Genomic DNA, 21,210 nt, shown 5'->3' with positions numbered 1-21,210 from the left:
TATCAATAGCACTAAACTTAAATAAACTGGCAACCAAAATAGAAAATAAGAACTTAGAAATCATAAAATACAAAGCTGCTTAAGAAAAAAATATTAATTTCATAAGCTTTATTAAGTGAGCCTATTTTTAAGGAAAATGTGGAAAAATTTATTCTCAACTTAAAAACTTCTGTAAAAATTAATTGCTTGATACAGATATATAAGAAAAAAAGCGATTTTGCAGAATAGATTTACCTATTCTGCAAAATCACCCTTTGCTTATAGATTTGAATTATCAATAATATCCTAAAACTCTCATAGAAAAATATACTTACTATAAGGCCTTGCTAAAATCATCAAAAATTATTTTTGTTAATTCATCAAATTTGCCCCAGCTATATTCTGGGTGCCACTGAACTCCCATCATATAAGAATCGTAGTAGGGATTTTCTATAGCTTCAACTAGACCATCATCACTTGTGGCTGTTGGAAGAAGTCCCTTTGCCAAAGTTCTTATTCCCTCGTGGTGCATGGAATTGACCTCTCTAGATTTTTCCTCGCCCAATTTATGATAGAGCCTAGAGCTTTCATTAAAATTTATCCTATGATAGGCAAAACCATCAGACCCATCTCTGTGAGAAATACTAGTCCCAAATTGGCTTGGTAAGTCTTCGTAGAGGCTTCCTCCGTAATAGATATTTATAAGTTGCATGCCCCTACAAATCCCTAAAATAGGCTTTCTTTCTTCAATAGCAAGGCCTAAAAGTTCTAAGTCCGACCTATCTTGATCAGTCGAATAGGTTTCCACAAGGTCATAGGCATTCGAGCCGTAAAGGGAGGGATCAAAGTCATCTCCGCCTGCAAATATGACCCCATCCACACTTTTTATAATATCTCTAGATGTATCTTCATTTGTCTGAACCCCGGTTAATATATGGATCTCATAATTATAAGAACTCGCAACTTCATAGTAGCTAGACCCAATCATTTGACTTGAACCAATTAACAAAACTTTTTTCTTATTAGATTTTATAAAAATAAAAATACCAAAAATTAAAATCCCAAGCAAGATAAGATTTCTAATGAATCGAAAAAATTTCCTCATAAAAAGCCCTCCTTATTATAAGTATAACAAGAAAGGCTAAAAGTTTCCCTACAATCTTTGTAAGCTATTTTATACCACAAGCATCCTTGGCTAGCCTGTCGGCTAGGTCGTTGTATTTGTCGTTTGAGTGGCCTTTTACTTTGACAAAGGCGATTTCTATGTGTTTTTTTCTGTCACCTATAAAGGCCTTGTAGGATTGGGTAAGGTCGTTGTTGGCCTTCCAATCGCCTTCGGCCCAGGCTTGGATGTCTTGATAGTCGTAGTGGATAATAATTTTTTGTAAGTTTTTCTATGGCAAGGTCAATTGCAAGCTCACTCGCCTTTACTTCTCCGGCTACATTCCCGTGGGTGTAGTAGGAATCGGTGTAGGCTTTTTTGAAATATTCCTCTTCGCCGTCCTTGATTAAGACAACATCTTATTATCTTCAAATTATTATTGTTTAGATTTAGTGAAATGTTTCACACAGCAATAAACAATTCCAAAAGCAAAGTAAGCTATAGTTGCATTTGTATTGTAAAAATTAATGTTATTTAAAAACAAATTTAAAATCAAAGTTATTATGAAAATTCCTCCCATAACAACTAACGTTTCTTTAAAAGCATTTTTCATGTCTAACTCTCTTTTCTTTATGTTCAATGTGGTTTATTAAGTATATACCAGAATTAAATCAATCTAAACAAAAAATTGATATAACCAGGGAAATCTAAGGGAGTAACGAAAAGCTACACCCTTAAATACCTACAATAACAAGACTTCCGAAAAGCAGAAGTCCAGAATTCCGAAAATCGGAAATCAAGAATTTCGATTATCGAAAATCAAGAAATGAGCAGATATGGCAACAAACAAAAGATATTATTGGATAAAATTAAAAGAAGAATTTTTCACAGACAAAAGGATAAAAAGATTAAGACCAGCTATCAAATGTCAAGAGAAAATAAAAAATAATTACTCTTAAAATTTAAGGCACGTCAAATAAGCCTAAAAATTACGCTTAGAAAAATTAAATAAGAATTACACAATAACTAAATATTAGGTATGTAAGCTTTGTTATCTCTCAAAACAGCAAAAATTATGTTGGTAAGTTTTCTAGCAACTGCACCAATAGCTGTACCATGGGCCTTTCCTCTTTGTCTGAGTTTTTGATAATACAAGGATAAGGCAGGATCTTTAAAGGCTGCAACATTAGCAGCAAGCCAAATAGCACGTCTAAGATAAGGAGAACCTCGTTTTGACATCTTGTTTTGATTGCCCTTGTATTCTCCTGATTGATTTACTGTAGAATCAATACCAGAATAGGCCACTAGTTGATTTGGCCTTTCAAATCTTTTGATGTCACCAATTTCTGAGTAGATTACCGCACCTAGGGTATCTCCTATGCCTGTTATGCTTGTGATTATTGGGCATTGTTCTTGTAGCATTGATGACATCTCTTTTTCAATTTCACTGATTTGATTTTCTAGGAAGTTGATTTTTTCGATGATTTGTTTGATTTCAAATGAGAATGTTTTTTGGGAAAATTTAATACCTACGGAGCTTAGGGCGGCTTGTTGGATTTCCTCAGCCTTATCTTTTCCAAAGTATCCATTGCTGCATTTGCTTAGAAGCTTTCCTAGTTCTGTTGCTGATACTTTTAGCATATCTTCTGGAAGTGGATATTTAGATAGGATATTCTTTGAAGATACTCCATATACATCTGAAAATAGCTTTGAATATTCAGGAAATACTTGGTCTAGTATAGATATTAACCTTCTTTTCCAGTCTGAGCATTCATCTACTAGGCTGTATCTATATCTTGATAGATTTCTTAGGCCATAGGTTGCTTCATCTGATATGTTTGATGATGAGTATTTTCCAAATCTCATTACTTCAGCTATGCATTTTGAATCAATTATGTCTGTTTTGCTTCTTCTGATTTCCATGCGTCTGAAAGCTTCTGATTGTATTGGGTTTATGACTACGCATTGATAGCCTAGTTCTAATAAGTAGGAGTATATGCTTAACCAATAATGTCCTGTTGCTTCCATGCCTATGATGCAATTTTCTGGGGTTACTTCATATGATTCTAGGTATTTTATCAGCTTTTCAAATCCTTTTATTGTATTTGAGAGTGATAGTGATTCACATACCATTTCCCCATTTGTGTCGATGATTGAACTTTGATGATTGTTTTTTGCAATATCTATACCTACGTAATACATGCAGCTACCTCATTATTTGAATTTAGATAGAGTCAGATCCTCTGATCTTTACGACAATACAACCTCGTTAGAAATCCAGCAATTAAGTGCTATCCAGCTCATTCGTATAAGGACGTAAAGTAGAGGCGCCACTCTCACCGTGGAAGACTTGGCTTCAAGGGGGCATACGACGACCTCTATCTATACTTTTATTATCTCACAAAGAAGGTGAGATATGAAAAAAATGTAGTATTTTTACTACACCTATATTATACGAGGGGGCATTTGCCGCCCCCTTCGCCCCTCCTTTAGACGAAGATTCAATAGTAAATAGAAATTAGTTATTGATGGTTAAGTTACGAAGAAAAAATACCATATAATATTGTATCATTAGAAAAAAAGTTCCTTTAGGCGAAGTCATCAGCTTGATGACAATAATTCATAATGAGATTAAGTTACGAAGAGAACAACTTTTTAATAACATTATCTTGAATAATAAATAAAAATATTATTATCTTGGATAATAAAAAGGGAATTTTTAGGGGGAAGCCCCCTAAAAAAACATTTTATAAAGGAAAGGGGAGAGTCCCGGGCTCTCCCTCTAACAATCTTATTGAAAATATGTTACTAAGCATCGCTTCTAGCAAAGGAATTTTTCATTTTATTACTTGCTTCATATAAGACCTTGTCTAAAAGTTTTAGGCTTGCTTTTTTAAGTCTATCTGCTATTTCTTGGTTGGCCTTTTCTAGTTCGCTTCTTAGGTCCTTTCCTTCTAGCTTTGCTTCTTTTACTTTTTTGTCGTATTTGTGGACTATTTCCCAGCCCATGGCTCCCATTTCTTCTTGGTAGCGTTCGATTAGATTTGCAGTGTCTGCGTAGTGTGGGTCGGCTAGGGCTGCTATTAGGCGGTTGGTCCAGTAGAAGTCTTCTGTTGTCACATCCCCTGTGGTATCTCTTAGATAGGCTGGAGTGTCATCTACATTTGGATAAAATGGGACCATGGCGTTGTAGACATTTGATCCTAGGGCTAGCCATTCTAGAGCTTTTATGCCTTCTGGCATGTATGGCCTTATTTGGACTAGGCCTAGGAAGTTGTTTCTGTTGATGCCTATTGGCCTGAAGGCTCCCTTTTTGTCGGCGTACTTGCCATATGGGTCGTATTTTGTGCCTTGGTAGTGGTGGGAGAGGGCGTATTTTATATCTTCTGGGGTAATTTTTCTTTCTGGAACCCTTGACCATGGGATGTCATTGTCATCTGGTCTTATGTCTGCATTTTCCCCATCCCAAATATTTGACCTTGGGTTAAAAAATCTTTGAAGGATCCAGGCCCTTGGTGTGTTGTAGACGTGATCTGCGTCTGAATGGCTACCGAAGGAATCTCTTGGATTAAGATTTCCATCTAGGGATAGGTCTAGGAAATTATCTTTTATAAAGTCTTTTAAATCTTTGGAGCAGAGGTGGTTAACTCCTTCTCCATAAGCGTCTTCTAGGTCGAATGAGTCGATGCCTAGTTGGTTTGGCATGATTACATAGGAATCATCTGGGACTTTTTTGGCTATCCAGTGGTGGCCGCCGATTGTTTCTAGCCACCAAATTTCGCTTTCATCTTGGAAGGCTATACCGTTCATTTCGTATGTTCCGTATTCTTCAAGAAGGCTACCTAGTCTTAGGACTCCTTCACGAGCTGAATTTATATATGGAAGGGTGATGGTGACTATATCTTCTTCACCGATTCCTCCAATTTCTTCTGCTTTACCATCTTCTGCTTTTTTGTAGACTACAAGTGGGTCAGCTCCTAGGACTCTTTCGTTGGTGGTTAAGGTTTCTGTGGCTGTCATTGAGACGTTTTTCTCATTGACTCCGCAAGCTGCCCAGATTCCTTCATCATCTACTGCATTTGGCATGGCTGTGTAGGACATTGGATTGTCTGGCAATTTTATCTCTACATGGGATAGGACTGATTTATATAAAGTTGGCTGGTCTTTCTTGTCAACTTTTATGAATTTTTTAGGACAATACTGGCCGCTGCCTGAATCTTCATTTCTAGCAACCAAGGTTGATCCGTCGTATGAGGCATTTTTACCTACTAATATTGTTGTACAAGACATTTTTTCCTCCTAATTTATTATAGGATTAATATACGTCAAATTTTATTTCTATAAAATTTTCTTTTAAATAAATTTATAAATGTATTAAATTTTAATAAACGTATAATATGATTATAGATTTGAGGTAATTATGAATAGAGAAGAAAAATTAGAAAAAATTGTTGCTTACCTAAGAAGTGGGGAAAAGGACCCTGCTGATTTTAGGTTGGGTTTTGAAGTTGAACATTTTGTTGTGGATAAGGACACTTTGGAGTCTATTTCCTATTATGGGGAAAATGGCGTGGGGGCTAGCCTAAAAGACTTAAAAAATCTTGGCTATGAGGCCCTTGATGATTCTGGCCTTGCCCTAAGGGGCCATGGGGTGGATGTTTCTATCGAACCTGCCGGTCAATTTGAGCTTGCCATATCTGCCAAGGCCTCTGTAGAAGAACTTTATAGGCTCTATGAGGAAAATATGAGAAAGATTGTTCCAGTTTTTGAAAAAAGAGGTCAATTACTTGTAACCCTTGGCTACCACCCAAAGACTAAGATTGATGATATCAAGGTCATTCCAAAGGCTCGCTACGATTTTATGTATAAATATTTTGCTGACTTTGGGGGCGATATGGCCCACAATATGATGAAGGGGACAGCCTCCATGCAGTTTGCTGTAGATTATAAGGATGAGGAGGACTTTAGGAGGAAATATTTCCTAGCCTCAGCCCTTTCGCCATTTATTTATTCAGTATTTGACAATTCTTATATTTTTGAGGGAGAAATCTATTACGAAAGAAACCTCAGACAGACAATTTGGGATAATACAGACAGGATGAGGACTGGTCTTTACGATTTTTCCTTTGATTCTGACCTAACATATAAAACTTATGCCGAAAGAATCCTTGAAACTCCAATGATTTTTATAAATAAGGATGGGGAAGATGAGTATGTTGGTAGAAAAAACCTTGAAGATCTAATGACAGAAGACAATGCCGACGCACTCGTTGACCACGCCCTTTCCATCGTATTTCCAGATGTTAGGGCCAAGAAATATATAGAAATAAGGATGGCAGATGAGGTGCCTTTCCCTTATAATATGGCAGGCCTTGCCCTAATTAAGGGAGTCTTCTTCAATGAGGAAATTTTTGATAAGGTCTATGACATCTTTAATGAAATGGACTATGACATGGCTACTAAGCTTAAAAACAACGCAGCTAGGATGGGGATTTTCGCCCTTTATGAAAATGTAGAGCTCTACCAACACGTCCTAGATATCATTGACCTAGTGAGACCAGTCCTTAGTGAGTTTGAAAATAGGTTTTTAGATGAGCTTGAGGCCCTCCTAGACTTTGGCATCGTCCCAAGGGATATCTTTGCCAAAATCTACAAGGAAGACCCAAAAAGAGCCGTTTATGAATTTTCAGTCAATAAATTTGTAGAGGGATTAGATGGCTAAGGTCAAAAAGGCTTACGAATGCAAAAACTGTGGCCACACCCAAAATGTTTGGGCTGGCCAATGCCCATCTTGCAAAAAATGGGGCAGCTTAATTGAAGTCACAGTCAAGGAGACTAAGGGAAAGTCTGCTCAAATCCTAGATGACAAGGATGCTAAAAAGCTAAAAGATATTGAAATCAACGAATCAGAAAGGATTCACTCAGCCTATGAAGAATTTGATAGGGCGGTAGGCGGAGGTCTAGTCAGGGACTCTGTTTCAATCCTTACAGCAAGACCTGGAGCAGGCAAATCGACCCTCCTCCTTCAATTATCCAATTCTTATGCAAAAAGTGGTCTCAAAGTCCTTTATGTGTCAGGAGAGGAAAGCGAAAGCCAGATAAAATCAAGGGCCCAGAGGATAATGGATTCGGAGCCAGAAAAGCTATGGATTCTTTCTACTAATTCCATGGATTTAGCCATCAAGGAGATTAAGAAAATCGACGCCGATATCATAATCCTTGACTCCATCCAGACCTTTAGCCTCCAGGAATTTGACAACAAGCAGGGCTCACCTACCCAGACAATCGAGGTGGCTGGAGCTGCTGTAAATTTAGCAAAAAACCCAGACAAGAAAAGGGCCTTCATCATGGTAGGCCACATGACAAAGACTGGTGAGATGGCAGGCCTTCGTACTCTAGAACACTTGGTGGATACAGTCCTAATCCTAGATGGAAGTCCTGATGAAGACCTGAGGGTTTTAACATCAAGCAAGAACAGGTTTGGTAGGACAGGCGAGATTGGTCTATTTTCAATGGATGAAGAAGGCCTTGTGGAAATATCAAATCCAAGCGAGTATTTTATAACTCAAAGGGAAGTAGAAGCCGAAGGCTCAGCCATATCTGTCACCAAGGAAGGGTCAAGGCTACTGGAAGTAGAGATAGAATCCCTAGTTTCCAAGTCCTTCATGCCCTATCCCCAAAGAATCGGTGACAGTCTAAGGCGTGATGACCTAAACACCTTAATTTCAATCCTTCAGGAGCGTGCGGGCCTAAATCTTTTTGACTACAATGTCATAATAAAGACTACAGGAGGCCTAAAATTATCAGAGCCATCTGTAAACCTTGCTATAATCATGTCCATAGCTTCTTCTTATCTCAAAAAGCCAATTTCAGATAAGACAGTCTTCATAGCAGAAGTGGGTCTTACTGGCGAGCTTAAAAAGGTCCCTCAGGTCAAAAATAGGGTAAAAGAGCTAGAAAGGCTTGGCTACAAAGAGGTATATTTAGCCAAAAACTCCCTAGATGCTAAAGACTTTAAGGAAATAAAGGTAAGAGAGCTTGCCAACATCAAAGAAGTCATTAAAGAAGTATTCAGATAAGCAAAATCAACGATGACAAGGTTTTTTTCTTGATAATTTTGTATAAAGATGGTATACTTGGATAGAACAGAAGATAAAAGGAGAATAATATGAAAAAGAATATATTTTTAGTTGGAGCACTTGCTCTAGTTTTAGCCGCTTGTGGCAATTCAGCTGACAAGGCAGATGACGCTAACAAAGATGCAGCTGCACCAGCAGAAAGCACAGAATCAGCTGAAAAAACTGGATCTGCAACAGCAGCTGGTTACGGTGGAGACATCAAACTTACTGTAAAAATGGAAGGTGACACAATCAAAGACATCACAATCGATGAAGATTCTGAAACAGAAGGTATCGGTAAAGACGCTCTTCCAAAATTAGTAGAAGCTGCAAAAGCTGCTAACAGTGCAGAAATCGACAACGAATCAGGCGCAACAGTAACAAGTGAAGCCTTCAAATCTGCCCTAAGTGAAGCTATCAAAAACGCAAAATAGGAAAAACTAAAGAGGCTATCTTATAGATAGCCCTTTATTTTAGAAAATATCATCTATAAATCATAGGAAAGGGGTAATATGAACAAATTTAAATCCATAAGCCTAGCCCTAGCCATGGCTATAAGCCTTGCAGCATGTGGCAATCAGGCGGCAAATGAGGCTAGCAAAGAAGAAGCTAAACCAGAAACAAAGACAGAAGAAGCAGCAAAAGAAGCTAAAGACCTATCTGGTATAAGCGGTACATATGAGGGAAGCGCTAAAGGTTACGGTGGCGAGATTAAGGTAAAGGTAAGCCTTGATAAGGGCGTAATCACAGCCATCGAAGCAGATCATAAGGAAACATCCTCAGTAGGTGGGGCAGGACTTGAAAGAATCAAGGAAGAAGTCATTGCCAAAAATACAACAGACCTAGACAATATTTCTGGTGCGACCATTTCATCAGCAGCCTTCCTTTCAGCAGTAAACTCAGCTCTAGAAGAAGCTGGTATTAAAGCAGAAGACCTAGCAGCTAAGGAAGATGAAAATGGACGCGATGCTGAAATTACAACAGATACAGTAGTTGTAGGTGCAGGTGGAGCAGGCCTTTCTGCAGCTATCCAAATGGCAGAAGATGGTAAGAATGTCACAATCATCGAAAAGGCAGGTATCACAGGTGGTAACTCATCTTATGCATCAGCTGGTATGAATGCTGCAGAAACCAAACTTCAAAAAAAAGAAGGAATCGATGACACAGTAGCAACCTTCATCGAAGATACCATGAAGGGCGGCCATGAGAAAAACAAAAAAGAACTAGTAGAAAAGCTTGCAGGCGAATCAGCTGCAGCTGTTGATTGGCTAGAAGAGCAAGGTGCTCCGCTTAAACAACTAAAATTAGCCGGAGGCCAAAGCAAGATGAGAACCCACGCTCCAATCAATGACGAGGGTAAGTCAATCCCAGTAGGTTCTTACCTAGTAAGTAAACTTACAGCAAAGGCCAAAGAGCTTGGCATAGAAATAGTTTATGATGCCAAGGTAGATAAAATCATCATGGAAGATGGCAAGGCAGCTGGAGTTGAAGCAACCTATCCAGATGGAGAAAAGCTAAAGGTCAATGCCAAGGCAGTAATTGTGGCAACAGGTGGTTTTGGTGCAAACAAAGAATTAGTTGAAAAATATAACCCAGACCTAAAGGGCTATGTATCAACAAATGCTAAGTCAATCCAAGGTGATGCCATAGGATTTTTAGAAGAAGTTGGGGCTAATTTCATAGACATGAAGGAAATTCAAATCCACCCAACAGTAGTCCAAAAGGACGGCTCCTTAATCTCAGAAGGCCTAAGGGGAGAGGGAGCAATCCTAGTAAACCAAGATGGTAAGAGATTTGTAAACGAGCTTGAAACAAGAGATTTCGTTTCAAAAGAAATCCTATCTCAAAAAGACCCATCAGCTTGGTTAATTGTAGACCAATCAATGATGGACCAATCATCAACAATTGCCAAATATTTCGAAAAGGGACTTCTCACAAAATGTGATGATTACAAGGCCCTAGCTGACTTAATTGGGGTAGATGAAGCCACAATCAAAGAGACAATCGAAGGCTGGAAGCAAATCGTTAAAAACAACCAAGACCCAGATTTTGGTAGAGAGGGCATGGATCAAACAAGAAGCGACCTATCAGTTGCTCCTTACTATGCAGTTCAAATCTCACCAGGCATTCACCACACCATGGGCGGGGTAGAAGTAAACACAAACTCTGAAGTCCTAGACAAAGACGGAAACCCAATCCCAGGCCTATATGCAGCAGGTGAAGTCACAGGAGGCATCCACGGAGCTAACAGACTAGGCGGCAATGCAGTAACAGATATAGTTGTATTTGGTAGAAATGCAGCTAAAAACGCTGAAGACTACCTTACAAAATAAATATAAGAGAGCCCTTCTGGGGGCTCTCAGATCGTCGACAAACCCACTAATAAATTGGGCGGGTCTGTAAATAATTTTGTGTATCAACCTAAACTCTCATAAAAGGTAAGGGTTGATACATTTTTTTATGTTTCGTGTTAGGATTTTCGCTTAGTTTGCTTTATCTGTATTTGGTAGCTTATGAAAATAATCAAAACTAGTAATAGTAGTGCATAAATAATATTTGAAATAATATCTTTATTTTTCATTGGAGTCATAGATATGATGGCTTTATCTTTATACCTATCAATCTTTAATAGATTGTGATATTTAAAGTTGCTTGCCAAGGTATTTATTTCATCTTCGTTAGAAATAAATTTATCATCTAATTGATACAAATTAAATATTAATGATTTACTATAAATAAATACATATTCTTTATTATCATTTAATCTATAAGCATATACGACACTGTAGTTAGATTCTTTTTTATCGTCTAAAATATAGTTGTTAATATTTTCTGATTTTAGTATTTGGGAGTTTTTTGATTCTAAATCATCATATTTTATAGTATATATTTTATTTCCATTTAAGTTGAATAAAAATATAAGTAGGATTATAATGAAATATAAAATTGTCTTTTTATTTGAATGTGTATGCATAATCATTTATGTACTTTCCTCCGAATACGGATTCTATTGCCATATTAGCCAATCTTGAAGTTTTCTAATATCGGCCACCTATACCACTGTAGTAAATTTTACCATTATACTTACTTCTGCTGTCATTTATAACATAAAAATAACATATATAAATAATTCATGTATTTAAATAAAATTTCTTTAATCTGGTTAAAGCATACATTCATGATAATTGATTGTCAATAGATAAACAAATTGTTAGTATAGAACATGATGAGATTTTCAATAAAGATGGAGAAATCCCAAGACACAGACTTTGGAAGTGAAGTTATGGATACAGTAACAAGTGATTTGTCCAAAGGTTTTTACTATGCAGTACAAGTCTCCACCACACCATGGGCGGGGTAGAGGTTAATACAAACTCTGAAGTCCTAGATAAAGACGGAAACCCAATCCCAGGCCTATATGCAGCAGGCGAAGTCACAGGAGGCATCCACGGAGCTAACAGACTAGGCGGCAATGCAGTAACAGATATAGTTGTATTTGGTAGAAATGCAGCTAAAAACGCCGAAGAATATATAGGCAAGTAAAAGCTTTAAAGAGTCCTTAGGGGCTCTTTTCCTATGGGAAGTTCTCAAAGCCATCAGTCAGAAATATTTAATTTTAATAAATTCTAAAAGGCAGAAGGTGCGAGATTTCCCGTAGACTTCATCCTAGCTAGCCTCCTGGCTCTGGCTAGCTGGGCTAGGAAGGGGTCTTCTGCTTGTAATTTAGAAAATTTTCCTAGCTTTTTGCGAGTCTTTCCCTTAGCCCAATCGTCATAGGCACCTGACCTGATTTTCTCATAATTATTCAAAAAATAAGTAAAGCTAATAACAAAATCGCCCACTTCGCCCTTTAGGAATTTGCTTTTGTCTATGGACTTGATTGTGGAAATAAGGTCTTCTTCTCCATAAGTTTTTATTAGAAAGTCAAGTCTTGCTTGATATTTGCTAGAGTCACTTATCTTAGCAATTTTTCCACCCAGACCATTCCAAATATCTAGGGGTGTCTTAGTCTTATTCATACTTGTATTATTAATACTTGTCTTATTATCCTTAAAGTCTCCTTCAAGACCCTCCCCTAAGTTTTCTTCAAGAGGGCCCTTTAAATCTTCTTTCATATCCTCTTTAAGATTGCTTGTAGGCTCTTCATTTCCTAAATCATTTACAAAAAGCCTTCTTTCCTCGATGCACTTAGTATTTTCTCTGTATTTGTATTCGGCTCTTATATAAGAAAGCTTGATTAGCTTATTGATCCATTTTGAAACTGAGGTGACAGATGTGGATAAGGCTTCAGCAAAATAGGCATTTGTGGCATGGCAATAGCCCTTTTTCTGGGCTAGGGCCAGGATTTCTGAATATATAATCTTTTCATTTGCTAATAATCTTTTATCATACCTAACATCCGCAGGTAATATTGTGTAATAAGTATTGGTCATTTCTTCTCCTTTGATATTTAAGTCTGCTTATATATAGCAAAAATGAGAAAAATGTCCCGATTTTTAGATAAAAAAAACCCCTTTCGATTGAAAGGGGGAAGATCTATTTGCTTGCTTTAATTCCTGCTAGGGTTCCGTCAGCTACTGCTGTAGCTATTTGTTTTACATCTTTAATTCTTACATCGCCTGCAAAATATAGGCCATCGACTTGAGATGAAATTTCTTCATCAAGGAAGGTGTTTTTGACTTCTGCAAGGTCTTTTATAAGGTCAGTAGAGCCATTTTGGCCGATTTGTACATAGATTTCTATGCCATTTTCATCGGATATCTCGCAATCATCTAAGATAGCCTTTACACATTTATTATCCCTTATTTCAAGGTCTTTAAGGCTTGTAGATGTGTGGACCTTTATTTTATCTGAGGCCTCGATTTGCTTTTTAAATTCGTCAATGCACATTAGGGCATCTTGGTTTTGGACTATATGAACTTCCTTGGCAAATTTAGCAATATATAAAGCTTCCTTGCTTGCTCCATCTGATCCACCATTTACAATGACAGTTTTGCCTTTAAGGGTTTCTTCGTTGCCATAAGGCCAATGTTTAACATCAAAGCCCTTGTAGTCTATATCAAGCTCTTTAAGATGAGATCCTGCAGCATAGATTAGCTTTTTGCCTTCATAGGTGTTTTCATTTGTTTTGACAAGAAAATAGTCGTCCTTTTTCTCTATAGATAGACATTCTTCGTAAGTTACATCGATATTAGAAAAGGCGAGTTGGTCTTTTAGTTTTTGTGAAAATTCCTCACCTGATTCATTATCGGCAAGGCTAGCATAATGACTAACTTTGGAAACATGGCTAATAAGGCCACCTACCCTATCTTTTTCTAGTAAAAGTAGGTCCTTGCCACGAGCCTTTGCATATAAGGCAGCGCTTACACCGGCAGGGCCTGCTCCAATAATTATTATATCTTTCATTTTTTTCACCTCTTTATTACTATCTGATAGAAATAATCAATTGCAAGTATCTTTCAAGATTTTTTTATAAATTTTTCAAAGAAAGCTAAGCTATCCTTACAAAATATTTAATTAAGAAAAAACAAAAGAAGGTGTACAATAGACTTATGAGAAAGATTAGAAATTTATTAATTATTATTTTAACCTTGGCCCTAGGGCTATATATAGGCCTTAGGATTAGGAAAAAGATTGAAAATGACAAGTATATATCAAAAGCAGTTTATGTTTACAATTTGACTGATGATAAGGAGGTCCTAGCCAAAAATGAGAACATGACACTGCCAATGGCTTCCCTTACTAAGATAATGACTGTAAGAGTTGCCCTAAAGCATATAGATGATCTGGCAGGCCTTGCGCCAATTGATGTGGGGGCCTATCAGAGGGCTGTCAATATGAATGCCTCGATGGCAGGCTTTGTAGGAGGTGAAACCACCACCTATAGAGACCTTCTCTATGCAACCATGTTGGCATCAGCAGGAGAAGCTGCAGATTCCCTTGCCATAAATGTGGCAGGGGCCATGGGAGATTTTGTAAAGATGATGAATGATGAAGCAAAGAATCTGGGCCTCAAACACACATCCTACGCCAATGCCGATGGGATGGATGATCCAGAAAATTACCAGTCAGCCAAGGATTGTGCCATGCTTATCAAAGATAGCCTAAATGATGGCAATTTCAGGGCAATCTTTACCAAGAAAGAATTTCAAACAACCCCTACAGCTGACCACCCAAATGGGGTATATATAGAATCAACCATCTTTAGACACCTCAAAGATTACCATCAAAACGGCTTTGAAATAATCGGAGGCAAGTCAGGAACAACAGATAATGCTGGACTTTGCTGGGCGACACTGGCAGAAAAGGATGGAAAGGAATATATTGTAATAGTAATGGGAGTGCCTTATAGCGACATAAATAACCTAGGCGATTCCCATATCCAAGAGACACTTAGGATACTTGAAAATATAAGGTAGGTAGAAATGAAAGTATTATTTTTAAAAGGCGACTATCGTGAGAAAATCTGGGGAGGAGATAAGCTAAAAAATATCTTTAAGCTTGATGTATCAGATGGAAAAGTAGGAGAATATTGGGGCGTATCAGGCATGGCAGGCGAAAGTTCAGTCATCACTAATGGAGAATTAAAAGGCAAGACTTTAAGAGAAATCTATAGAGATAAGAAAGACCTTTTTGGAAATCCCAAAGAAGAAGAATTCCCACTTCTAGTCAAGCTCATAGATGCAGGAGATGACCTTTCAATCCAAGTCCATCCAGATGATGAGATGGCTGCAAGACTTCATGGAGCAAAGGGAAAGACTGAGTGCTGGTATATTTTAAATGAAGATCCTGCCTCAATTATCTATGGCCTAAATGTAGATAGTAAGGAAGAAGCCATAAAATTAATCGATGAGAGAAAATGGGATGAACTTTTAAAGGAAGTTCCAACAAAGCTAGGAGATTTCTTCTTTGTAAGGTCTGGTACAGTCCATGCCATAAAGAAAGGCTCTCTAATCCTAGAAATCCAACAAGCATCAGACATCACCTATAGGCTTTATGACTATGATAGAAAAGATGATGAGGGAAATTTAAGAGACCTCCACCTAGAAGAATCAAAAGAAGCTATAAAAATTATCGAAAATGAAGATAAGATAGTAAATGAAGAAAAAGATGGTTATGACCAACGAATCCTCACATCAAATGAGTATTTCCAGGTTAGAGAGATGACCATAAAGACTTCTGCCAAGCTAGAAAGAGATAAGCTATACCTCTTAGAATTTGTAGTAGAAGGCCAGGGAGAAGTCCTTGTAGATGGGCAGACTTACCCACTTAAGAGGGGAGATTTCTTTATAATTACAAATGAAGCTAAATCTTATGAATTTAAGGGCCAGATGACCCTTGTTGAGTCAAATCCTGTAGACTAAAAATTTTAAAATTAATAGACCATTAGAAATAGGCCATCAAAGCTGGTCTATTTTTTTGCCTATTTTGCCTTTTAATTAGGTAAAACATTTTCCGAAAATAAAAATGAAAATACTTTCATAATTAGAACTCGATGCATAAAAATTATGAAAATGTGTTTATTATGCGATTTACTTGCATTTTTTATGCAGATGTTATAAAATAATATTTAGAAGAAAGGGATAACATTAGTAGAAAATCCTTTTCATAAGATGACAAGGAGAAAATATGGCTAATTTAAAATTAGAACACATTGATAAGATTTATCCAAATGGTGTTCAAGCGGTATTTGACTTCAATTTGGATATTGAAGATAAAGAATTTATAGTTTTTGTAGGCCCATCCGGTTGTGGCAAGTCTACCACACTTAGGATGATAGCAGGCCTTGAAGAAATATCTGGCGGAAGTCTTTACATAGATGGAGAGCTTATGAATGAGGTAAGCCCTAAAGATAGAAATATTGCAATGGTTTTCCAAAACTACGCCCTCTATCCACACATGACCGTCTTTGATAATATGGCCTTTGGACTTAAACTACAAAAGGTAGATAAGGCTGAGATCAAGAAAAAGGTCGAAAAGGCTGCCGAGATGTTAGAGCTAAAAGAATATCTAGACAGAAAGCCTGCGGCCCTTTCAGGTGGCCAAAGACAAAGGGTGGCCCTAGGCAGGGCTATAGTTAGGGAAGCTAATATTTTCCTAATGGATGAGCCACTATCAAACCTTGATGCCAAGCTTAGGGTCCAGATGAGGACAGAAATTTCTAAAATCCACGACCAGCTTGATACAACCACAATCTATGTAACCCACGACCAAACCGAGGCCATGTCCATGGCTACAAGGATTGTCGTAATGAAAGATGGCTACATGCAACAAGTGGGCACTCCAGAAGAAATCTATGATAAGCCTGCCAATATCTTTGTTGCAAACTTCATCGGTTCCCCTCCAATGAATTTCTTCAATGGAAAGGTAGCAGGCGGCAAAATTACAATCGGCAAGGAAGAAATCCCTGTAAATGATGCCCAAAAAGAGGCCATCAAGCCTTATGATAATAAGGAGATAATCATAGGCATAAGGCCAGAATCTTTTGCCGTAAATCTAGATGAGAAAAGTGGAAAATCAATAAAAGCAACCATAGAAAACATTGAAATGCTCGGAGATGAGTCAATCCTTTATGCCCAAGCTGAAGAAGCTGCTAGCCAAATAGCGGTAAAAGTCCAGGGTAAGTTTAAGGGGATTGAAAAGCACGATGATATAAATCTTGATATCAACCTTGATGAGATCCACCTTTTTGATAAAGACACAACTATGAGAATTATCTGATGGAGTCCTTGTCAAAATCCCTGGGTGCCCTTGGGGAGATAATAATATTTATCATTCTTTCCCTAACCTACACGAGCCTGATACTCTTGCCTATAATTTTGATAAATCTTTTGATAGATAAAAGCCTCATTTCCTATATTTTCCTATTTGTGCCCCTTATAGGACTTTTAGGCCTTGCTATAGAAAGGGCCTTTATAGGAACGAGGAATGTATTTGTAAATCAAAAATCATTTTATAGACCATATTTTAAAGAACTTTTTTCTACTAGGCCCATCAAAAAATATGCGACTTATTGCCTATTGCTTAGTCTATATTTTTACTCCTGTGATTCTTTGAGAATTTTGGAAAATGGAAGCTTAGGCCTTTTTGTCCTTAGGATATTTTTAAGCCTAGCCTTTAGAAATATAATTTTCTATACCATCCTCCAAAGGGCCTTTAGAAAAGAGCTGGGATTTGTGGAAACTATCAAAAATTCTGCCATCCTTACTTTAAAATATCCCCTATATGCTATAATTATCTGCCTGGTATGGGGTCTAATCGAAGAGCTAATGATAAAAAACGCCCTTTGGACCTATGTGCTAGTGATAATTTTAGGCTTTATGGGCAATTTCATAAACCAAAGTAAAGTTAAAAACTTATAAGGAAGGTTAAAATGGATAATAAAAACTTGGGTCAGACTAAGGTCCTTGACCAAAAAGAATTAAAAGAAAGAAAGAAAAAAGCCAAAAAACCATTTAGCCAAAGATTTAAAAAGAACCTACCTCTGATGGCCTTCTGCCTGCCAGGTTTCATCTGGTTTGCAATAATGAGCTATCTACCAATGTTTGGGGTCATCATCCCCTTCAAAAATTATAAGGTATTTTCTAAAAATTTCTTTTACAATCTCTACCACAGCGACTGGATTGGATTTGATAACTTCAAGTTCTTCTTCCAGTCTAACGACGCTTGGGTGATCATAAGAAATACAATTTTGTACAATGCTACCTTCATAGTTGTAAACATTGTTCTTGCAATGTTTACAGCTATAGCCCTCCATGAGCTTTTAAATAGAAAGGCTGCGAAGTTTTACCAAACTTCCCTCTTCTTGCCTTACTTTTTATCATGGGTAGTTATTTCTTATGCAGTATTTGCATTTTTATCACCAGATAAGGGTCTTTTAAATGCCCTCTTGACAAAATTCGGTGGCAAAAATATAAATTGGTACACCACAAAGACCTGGTGGCCAGTCTTCTTGGTAATCATCAATGCCTGGAAGGGCCTAGGCTACAATACAGTAGTCTATCTATCAGCCCTATCAGGAATCGATAAGACCTATTATGAGGCGGCGGTTATGGACGGGGCAAGCAAGTGGGAGCAGATCAAATACATCACCATCCCAATGCTAAAGCCAGTTGTGACAGTTTTGTTTATAATGAGTCTGGCAAATATCTTCAGGGCAGATTTTGGTTTATTCTACCAAGTGCCAAGAGATTCTGGACCACTTTATGCTGTTACAAACGTAATCGATACCTATGTATTTAGGGCCCTAATGAAAAATGGAGATATAGGCCTATCATCAGCAGTTTCACTCTTGCAATCAGCTGTTGGAGCAATCTTAATAATTGGAGCCAATAAGCTAGTCAAGAGATACGACCCACAAAGGTCCCTATTCTAGGAGGATATCATGCAAGAAATAAAAAATAAAAAGCATTATGATCCCTTAGAAGTATCTAGGGCAAGCAATATCGGCCTAAATATATATTTGATTCTTTTGACCATATCGGCAATCTTGCCTTTCCTCTTTGTTTTTGTCATATCAATCACAGATGAGGCAACCCTTGCCACAAACGGCTACAGCTTATTTCCAAAACAGATAAGCTTTGATGCCTACAAGCTAATCTTTAGGTCAGGATCAACTATAATCAGGGCCTATAAGGTGTCAATCTTTATCACAGTGGTAGGTGTAATCCTTGCCCTATGTTTGACAACCCTTTATGCTTACGCCCTATCTAGAGATGATTTTGAATTTAAGGGATTTTTCACAAAAGTATCTACAATTCCGATGCTATTTTCAGGCGGACTTGTAGCAAGCTATTTAGTAATGACACAGTTTTTAGGACTTAGAAATTCAGTGTGGGCCCTAATCTTGCCCCTACTTTTAGGCACCTTTAACATAATAATAATGAGGACATTTTTCCAAACGTCCATCCCAAATGCCCTAATAGAGGCGGCAACCATAGACGGAGCTAACGAATTTCAGATATTTTTCAAAATCGTCCTTCCCCTATCCTTGCCAGTCCTTGCCACAATCGGACTATTTTTAACACTAGGCTATTGGAATGATTGGTACAATGCCATGCTTTATATAGATGACTTAAATAAGATACCAGTCCAATACCTGTTAATAAGAGTACAAAATTCAACGGCCTTCCTCGCATCTAGAGGTAGCCAAATAGGAGGTGTAGCCAATCAAGCAATGAAAACTTTGCCACAGGAGACTTTGAGAATGGCCATAGTAGTTATAACAACAGCGCCAATTGCCATAACCTATCCATTCTTCCAAAGATACTTCATAAGTGGTCTAACACTTGGAGCAGTAAAAGAATAATTCATTAAGGAGGAGATCATGAATTTAGTTAAAAAATTTGCTTACACATCAATGGCACTAATGCTCGCTTTAGGAATTTCTGCATGCGGAAACAATGAAAAGCCAGCTGAAGAAACAAAAAAGACAGAAACAACAGAAACTGCAGAAAAAAAGGATGATAAGAAAACCGAAACAGGGGATGTCCCAACCCTAACCTACCTTAACATCGGTACTCCACAAACAGGTACAGATGAAACTGTAGCAAAAATCAACGAATACCTCGATGAACAAAAAGCAGGTTACCACCTAAACCTAGTATTCTACGATTGGGGTGACTATGAACAAAGACTTCAACTAGCTTCATCAACAGGTGAAGATTGGGATTTAGCTTTCACAGCAAGCTGGGCAGGCCCATATAAGACATTAGTATCTCAAAATGCTCTAATGGATCTAACAGAATTAATAAAAGGTAAAGAATTTGTAGACCTAATCAACCCAGACATGCTAAAAGGCGTAAGCATGAATGATAAAATCTACGGTATACCTGCAGCTTATCCAGGTGTAGTAGCAGCCAACCAATTTGTATGGACAAAATCCATGGTTGATAAATACAACATCGACTACAAAAACATCAAAAACATCACAGAACTAGAACCAATCTTTAAAGAAGTAAAAGAAAAAGAAGGCATGCAATATCCATTTGGCGTATCAAAAGACTTCTTATTTGCAATGCCAGAACCAGAATACGTTGTAACTGACGGTGTAGCTGTAAAAGAAGAAAATGGCAAACTTGTAGCTTACAACCGCTATTCAGCTGACCTATTCAAAGAACAAATCATGAAGATGAAAGAATACATGGACAATGGATATATTTCACCATCAGCACCACAAGTAGAACCTGGAACAGTAATGCCAGAAAATGAAGTACTCCTAACAGAAGGTGAAGGAGAACCAGGATCAGCAGCAATCTGGTCAGTAGCACCACGTAATGATGTAGTATCAAACATCGTAGGTGATAAGATAGTAGTATCAAACGACAAAGCCCAAGGTAAGATGGTATCAATCAACTCTCAATCTGACAAGGCAGAGCTAGCCATGGACTTTATCAATAGAATGTTCACAGACAAGAAATTACAAGACATGTTATGCTACGGTATCGAAGGTAAAAACTTCGAATACAAAGACGGCAAGGTTGTAAAACACAACAAAGATGCTGACGGCATAGACAATGATTACGATGTACCAGCCTTTACCTTCCTATCAGCACTAAATAGAACACCACTAGATGGTGCACCAGGAATCGGCGATGAAGAATTTGATAAGGAAGCAAAAGAATTTGAAGAAAGACTAGCACCATCTCCAGTTCTAGGCTTCACCTTAGATGAAAGCAAAATCGCAACAGAAATAGCAAACATCCAACAATCAGTAAACGAATACACCATCAACCTAAAAACTGGTGCCTTCGATGAAAGCTATTATGACGAATTCCTAGAAAAACTAAACGCAGCAGGAATTGACAAGGTAATAGAAGAAGTTCAAAACCAATTAGACGCTTGGAACAAATAGTAAAATATTTAAAGGGGCAGTTGCTTAAGTAAATAAGCAAACCACACCTAGAGGGATATCCGCCAAAGGCTAAGCCTTGTGGATATTTCCTCAGCTTGTGGATTTTTATTTACAAGTGCAGCAGCCCTTTATATTTGTAAAGAAAAATGAAAATATTT

Annotated in this window: 20 protein-coding genes; 13 read left to right on the top strand and 7 right to left on the bottom strand. The window is 37.6% G+C overall.

What is annotated here, in order from left to right; all coding sequences use genetic code 11:
* Positions 1-313 precede the first annotated feature (313 nt).
* Positions 314-1,084: a gamma-glutamyl-gamma-aminobutyrate hydrolase family protein gene (locus tag NH288_RS02515; protein WP_265212853.1), complete on the bottom strand. Its 771-nt coding sequence runs from the start codon at positions 1,082-1,084 to the stop codon at positions 314-316.
* A 64-nt stretch (positions 1,085-1,148) separates the two neighbouring features.
* Positions 1,149-1,331 carry an RNase H family protein gene (locus tag NH288_RS02510; RefSeq protein WP_265212854.1) on the bottom strand — a complete coding sequence of 61 codons (183 nt, stop codon included), beginning with the start codon at positions 1,329-1,331 and terminating at the stop codon, positions 1,149-1,151.
* A gap of 586 nt (positions 1,332-1,917) precedes the next feature.
* Here NH288_RS02510 and NH288_RS02505 point away from each other — a divergent pair.
* Entirely contained in the window at positions 1,918-2,040 is a 123-nt protein-coding gene (locus tag NH288_RS02505; protein ID WP_265212856.1) for a hypothetical protein, read from the top strand.
* A gap of 67 nt (positions 2,041-2,107) precedes the next feature.
* Here the strand turns inward: NH288_RS02505 and NH288_RS02500 are convergent, their stop codons facing one another.
* Entirely contained in the window at positions 2,108-3,283 is a 1,176-nt protein-coding gene (locus NH288_RS02500; RefSeq protein WP_265212852.1) for an IS110 family transposase, read from the bottom strand.
* 606 nt (positions 3,284-3,889) lie between these two features.
* Complete coding sequence (locus NH288_RS02495; protein ID WP_265212851.1) at positions 3,890-5,371, bottom strand: C69 family dipeptidase; 1,482 nt, start codon at positions 5,369-5,371, stop codon at positions 3,890-3,892.
* A gap of 130 nt (positions 5,372-5,501) precedes the next feature.
* On the opposite strand from NH288_RS02495, the gene NH288_RS02490 reads away from it, so the two are divergent.
* From NH288_RS02490 to NH288_RS02475, 4 genes are all read left to right on the top strand, one after another.
* Positions 5,502-6,803 (top strand): glutamate-cysteine ligase family protein, encoded by a 1,302-nt coding sequence (locus NH288_RS02490; protein ID WP_265212849.1) that lies wholly within the window; start codon positions 5,502-5,504, stop codon positions 6,801-6,803.
* Positions 6,796-8,160: a DNA repair protein RadA gene (gene radA, locus NH288_RS02485; protein WP_265212848.1), complete on the top strand. Its 1,365-nt coding sequence runs from the start codon at positions 6,796-6,798 to the stop codon at positions 8,158-8,160. Before NH288_RS02490 ends, radA begins: the two co-directional genes overlap by 8 nt.
* A gap of 89 nt (positions 8,161-8,249) precedes the next feature.
* Positions 8,250-8,633, top strand: coding sequence for an FMN-binding protein (locus NH288_RS02480; protein WP_265212846.1), 384 nt, complete (start codon positions 8,250-8,252; stop codon positions 8,631-8,633).
* Positions 8,634-8,711: 78 nt separating this feature from the next.
* The gene (locus NH288_RS02475) at positions 8,712-10,532 is read left to right on the top strand and encodes a flavocytochrome c (RefSeq protein WP_265212845.1); all 1,821 of its coding nucleotides are present in this window, start codon (positions 8,712-8,714) and stop codon (positions 10,530-10,532) included.
* Between the two features lie 137 nt (positions 10,533-10,669).
* On the opposite strand, the gene NH288_RS02470 is transcribed toward NH288_RS02475, so the two are convergent.
* Positions 10,670-11,179 carry a hypothetical protein gene (locus tag NH288_RS02470; RefSeq protein ID WP_265212844.1) on the bottom strand — a complete coding sequence of 170 codons (510 nt, stop codon included), beginning with the start codon at positions 11,177-11,179 and terminating at the stop codon, positions 10,670-10,672.
* A 368-nt stretch (positions 11,180-11,547) separates the two neighbouring features.
* On the opposite strand from NH288_RS02470, the gene NH288_RS02465 reads away from it, so the two are divergent.
* The gene (locus NH288_RS02465) at positions 11,548-11,742 is read left to right on the top strand and encodes an FAD-binding protein (protein ID WP_321161876.1); all 195 of its coding nucleotides are present in this window, start codon (positions 11,548-11,550) and stop codon (positions 11,740-11,742) included.
* Positions 11,743-11,825: 83 nt separating this feature from the next.
* Here the strand turns inward: NH288_RS02465 and NH288_RS02460 are convergent, their stop codons facing one another.
* The gene (locus NH288_RS02460; RefSeq protein WP_265212842.1) at positions 11,826-12,632 is read right to left on the bottom strand and encodes a helix-turn-helix domain-containing protein; all 807 of its coding nucleotides are present in this window, start codon (positions 12,630-12,632) and stop codon (positions 11,826-11,828) included.
* 103 nt (positions 12,633-12,735) lie between these two features.
* Positions 12,736-13,605, bottom strand: a complete 870-nt coding sequence (locus NH288_RS02455; RefSeq protein WP_265212840.1) for an NAD(P)/FAD-dependent oxidoreductase — start codon at positions 13,603-13,605, stop codon at positions 12,736-12,738.
* Positions 13,606-13,751: 146 nt separating this feature from the next.
* On the opposite strand from NH288_RS02455, the gene NH288_RS02450 reads away from it, so the two are divergent.
* The 7 genes from NH288_RS02450 (at position 13,752) to NH288_RS02420 (ending at position 21,052) form a co-directional block, all read left to right on the top strand.
* Positions 13,752-14,618 (top strand): D-alanyl-D-alanine carboxypeptidase family protein, encoded by an 867-nt coding sequence (locus tag NH288_RS02450; RefSeq protein WP_265212838.1) that lies wholly within the window; start codon positions 13,752-13,754, stop codon positions 14,616-14,618.
* Positions 14,619-14,624: 6 nt separating this feature from the next.
* Positions 14,625-15,563 carry a mannose-6-phosphate isomerase, class I gene (gene manA, locus NH288_RS02445; protein WP_265212836.1) on the top strand — a complete coding sequence of 313 codons (939 nt, stop codon included), beginning with the start codon at positions 14,625-14,627 and terminating at the stop codon, positions 15,561-15,563.
* Positions 15,564-15,828: 265 nt separating this feature from the next.
* Positions 15,829-16,920: an ABC transporter ATP-binding protein gene (locus tag NH288_RS02440; RefSeq protein ID WP_265212834.1), complete on the top strand. Its 1,092-nt coding sequence runs from the start codon at positions 15,829-15,831 to the stop codon at positions 16,918-16,920.
* 8 nt (positions 16,921-16,928) lie between these two features.
* Positions 16,929-17,561: a hypothetical protein gene (locus tag NH288_RS02435; protein WP_265212832.1), complete on the top strand. Its 633-nt coding sequence runs from the start codon at positions 16,929-16,931 to the stop codon at positions 17,559-17,561.
* Positions 17,562-17,572: 11 nt separating this feature from the next.
* Positions 17,573-18,574: an ABC transporter permease gene (locus NH288_RS02430; protein WP_106461415.1), complete on the top strand. Its 1,002-nt coding sequence runs from the start codon at positions 17,573-17,575 to the stop codon at positions 18,572-18,574.
* A gap of 9 nt (positions 18,575-18,583) precedes the next feature.
* Entirely contained in the window at positions 18,584-19,507 is a 924-nt protein-coding gene (locus tag NH288_RS02425) for a carbohydrate ABC transporter permease (RefSeq protein ID WP_106461416.1), read from the top strand.
* An 18-nt stretch (positions 19,508-19,525) separates the two neighbouring features.
* Positions 19,526-21,052 (top strand): ABC transporter substrate-binding protein, encoded by a 1,527-nt coding sequence (locus tag NH288_RS02420; RefSeq protein ID WP_265212830.1) that lies wholly within the window; start codon positions 19,526-19,528, stop codon positions 21,050-21,052.
* Positions 21,053-21,210 lie beyond the last annotated feature (158 nt).

The organism is Anaerococcus sp. NML200537, from assembly GCF_026131715.1.
Taxonomy (GTDB): Bacteria; Bacillota; Clostridia; order Tissierellales; family Peptoniphilaceae; genus Anaerococcus; species Anaerococcus kampingae.
This window is presented reverse-complemented; position numbering and strand designations above follow the sequence as displayed.

What these genes read in the sequence shown, in the direction of transcription:
- NH288_RS02515 (WP_265212853.1), bottom strand. Translation starts at nt 1,084, where the DNA reads ATGAGGAAATTTTTTCGATTCATTAGAAATCTTATCTTGCTTGGGATT.
- NH288_RS02505 (WP_265212856.1), top strand. Translation starts at nt 1,918, where the DNA reads ATGGCAACAAACAAAAGATATTATTGGATAAAATTAAAAGAAGAATTT.
- NH288_RS02500 (WP_265212852.1), bottom strand. Translation starts at nt 3,283, where the DNA reads ATGTATTACGTAGGTATAGATATTGCAAAAAACAATCATCAAAGTTCA.
- NH288_RS02495 (WP_265212851.1), bottom strand. Translation starts at nt 5,371, where the DNA reads ATGTCTTGTACAACAATATTAGTAGGTAAAAATGCCTCATACGACGGA.
- NH288_RS02490 (WP_265212849.1), top strand. Translation starts at nt 5,502, where the DNA reads ATGAATAGAGAAGAAAAATTAGAAAAAATTGTTGCTTACCTAAGAAGT.
- radA (WP_265212848.1), top strand. Translation starts at nt 6,796, where the DNA reads ATGGCTAAGGTCAAAAAGGCTTACGAATGCAAAAACTGTGGCCACACC.
- NH288_RS02480 (WP_265212846.1), top strand. Translation starts at nt 8,250, where the DNA reads ATGAAAAAGAATATATTTTTAGTTGGAGCACTTGCTCTAGTTTTAGCC.
- NH288_RS02475 (WP_265212845.1), top strand. Translation starts at nt 8,712, where the DNA reads ATGAACAAATTTAAATCCATAAGCCTAGCCCTAGCCATGGCTATAAGC.
- NH288_RS02470 (WP_265212844.1), bottom strand. Translation starts at nt 11,179, where the DNA reads ATGATTATGCATACACATTCAAATAAAAAGACAATTTTATATTTCATT.
- NH288_RS02465 (WP_321161876.1), top strand. Translation starts at nt 11,548, where the DNA reads ATGGGCGGGGTAGAGGTTAATACAAACTCTGAAGTCCTAGATAAAGAC.
- NH288_RS02460 (WP_265212842.1), bottom strand. Translation starts at nt 12,632, where the DNA reads ATGACCAATACTTATTACACAATATTACCTGCGGATGTTAGGTATGAT.
- NH288_RS02455 (WP_265212840.1), bottom strand. Translation starts at nt 13,605, where the DNA reads ATGAAAGATATAATAATTATTGGAGCAGGCCCTGCCGGTGTAAGCGCT.
- NH288_RS02450 (WP_265212838.1), top strand. Translation starts at nt 13,752, where the DNA reads ATGAGAAAGATTAGAAATTTATTAATTATTATTTTAACCTTGGCCCTA.
- manA (WP_265212836.1), top strand. Translation starts at nt 14,625, where the DNA reads ATGAAAGTATTATTTTTAAAAGGCGACTATCGTGAGAAAATCTGGGGA.
- NH288_RS02440 (WP_265212834.1), top strand. Translation starts at nt 15,829, where the DNA reads ATGGCTAATTTAAAATTAGAACACATTGATAAGATTTATCCAAATGGT.
- NH288_RS02430 (WP_106461415.1), top strand. Translation starts at nt 17,573, where the DNA reads ATGGATAATAAAAACTTGGGTCAGACTAAGGTCCTTGACCAAAAAGAA.
- NH288_RS02425 (WP_106461416.1), top strand. Translation starts at nt 18,584, where the DNA reads ATGCAAGAAATAAAAAATAAAAAGCATTATGATCCCTTAGAAGTATCT.
- NH288_RS02420 (WP_265212830.1), top strand. Translation starts at nt 19,526, where the DNA reads ATGAATTTAGTTAAAAAATTTGCTTACACATCAATGGCACTAATGCTC.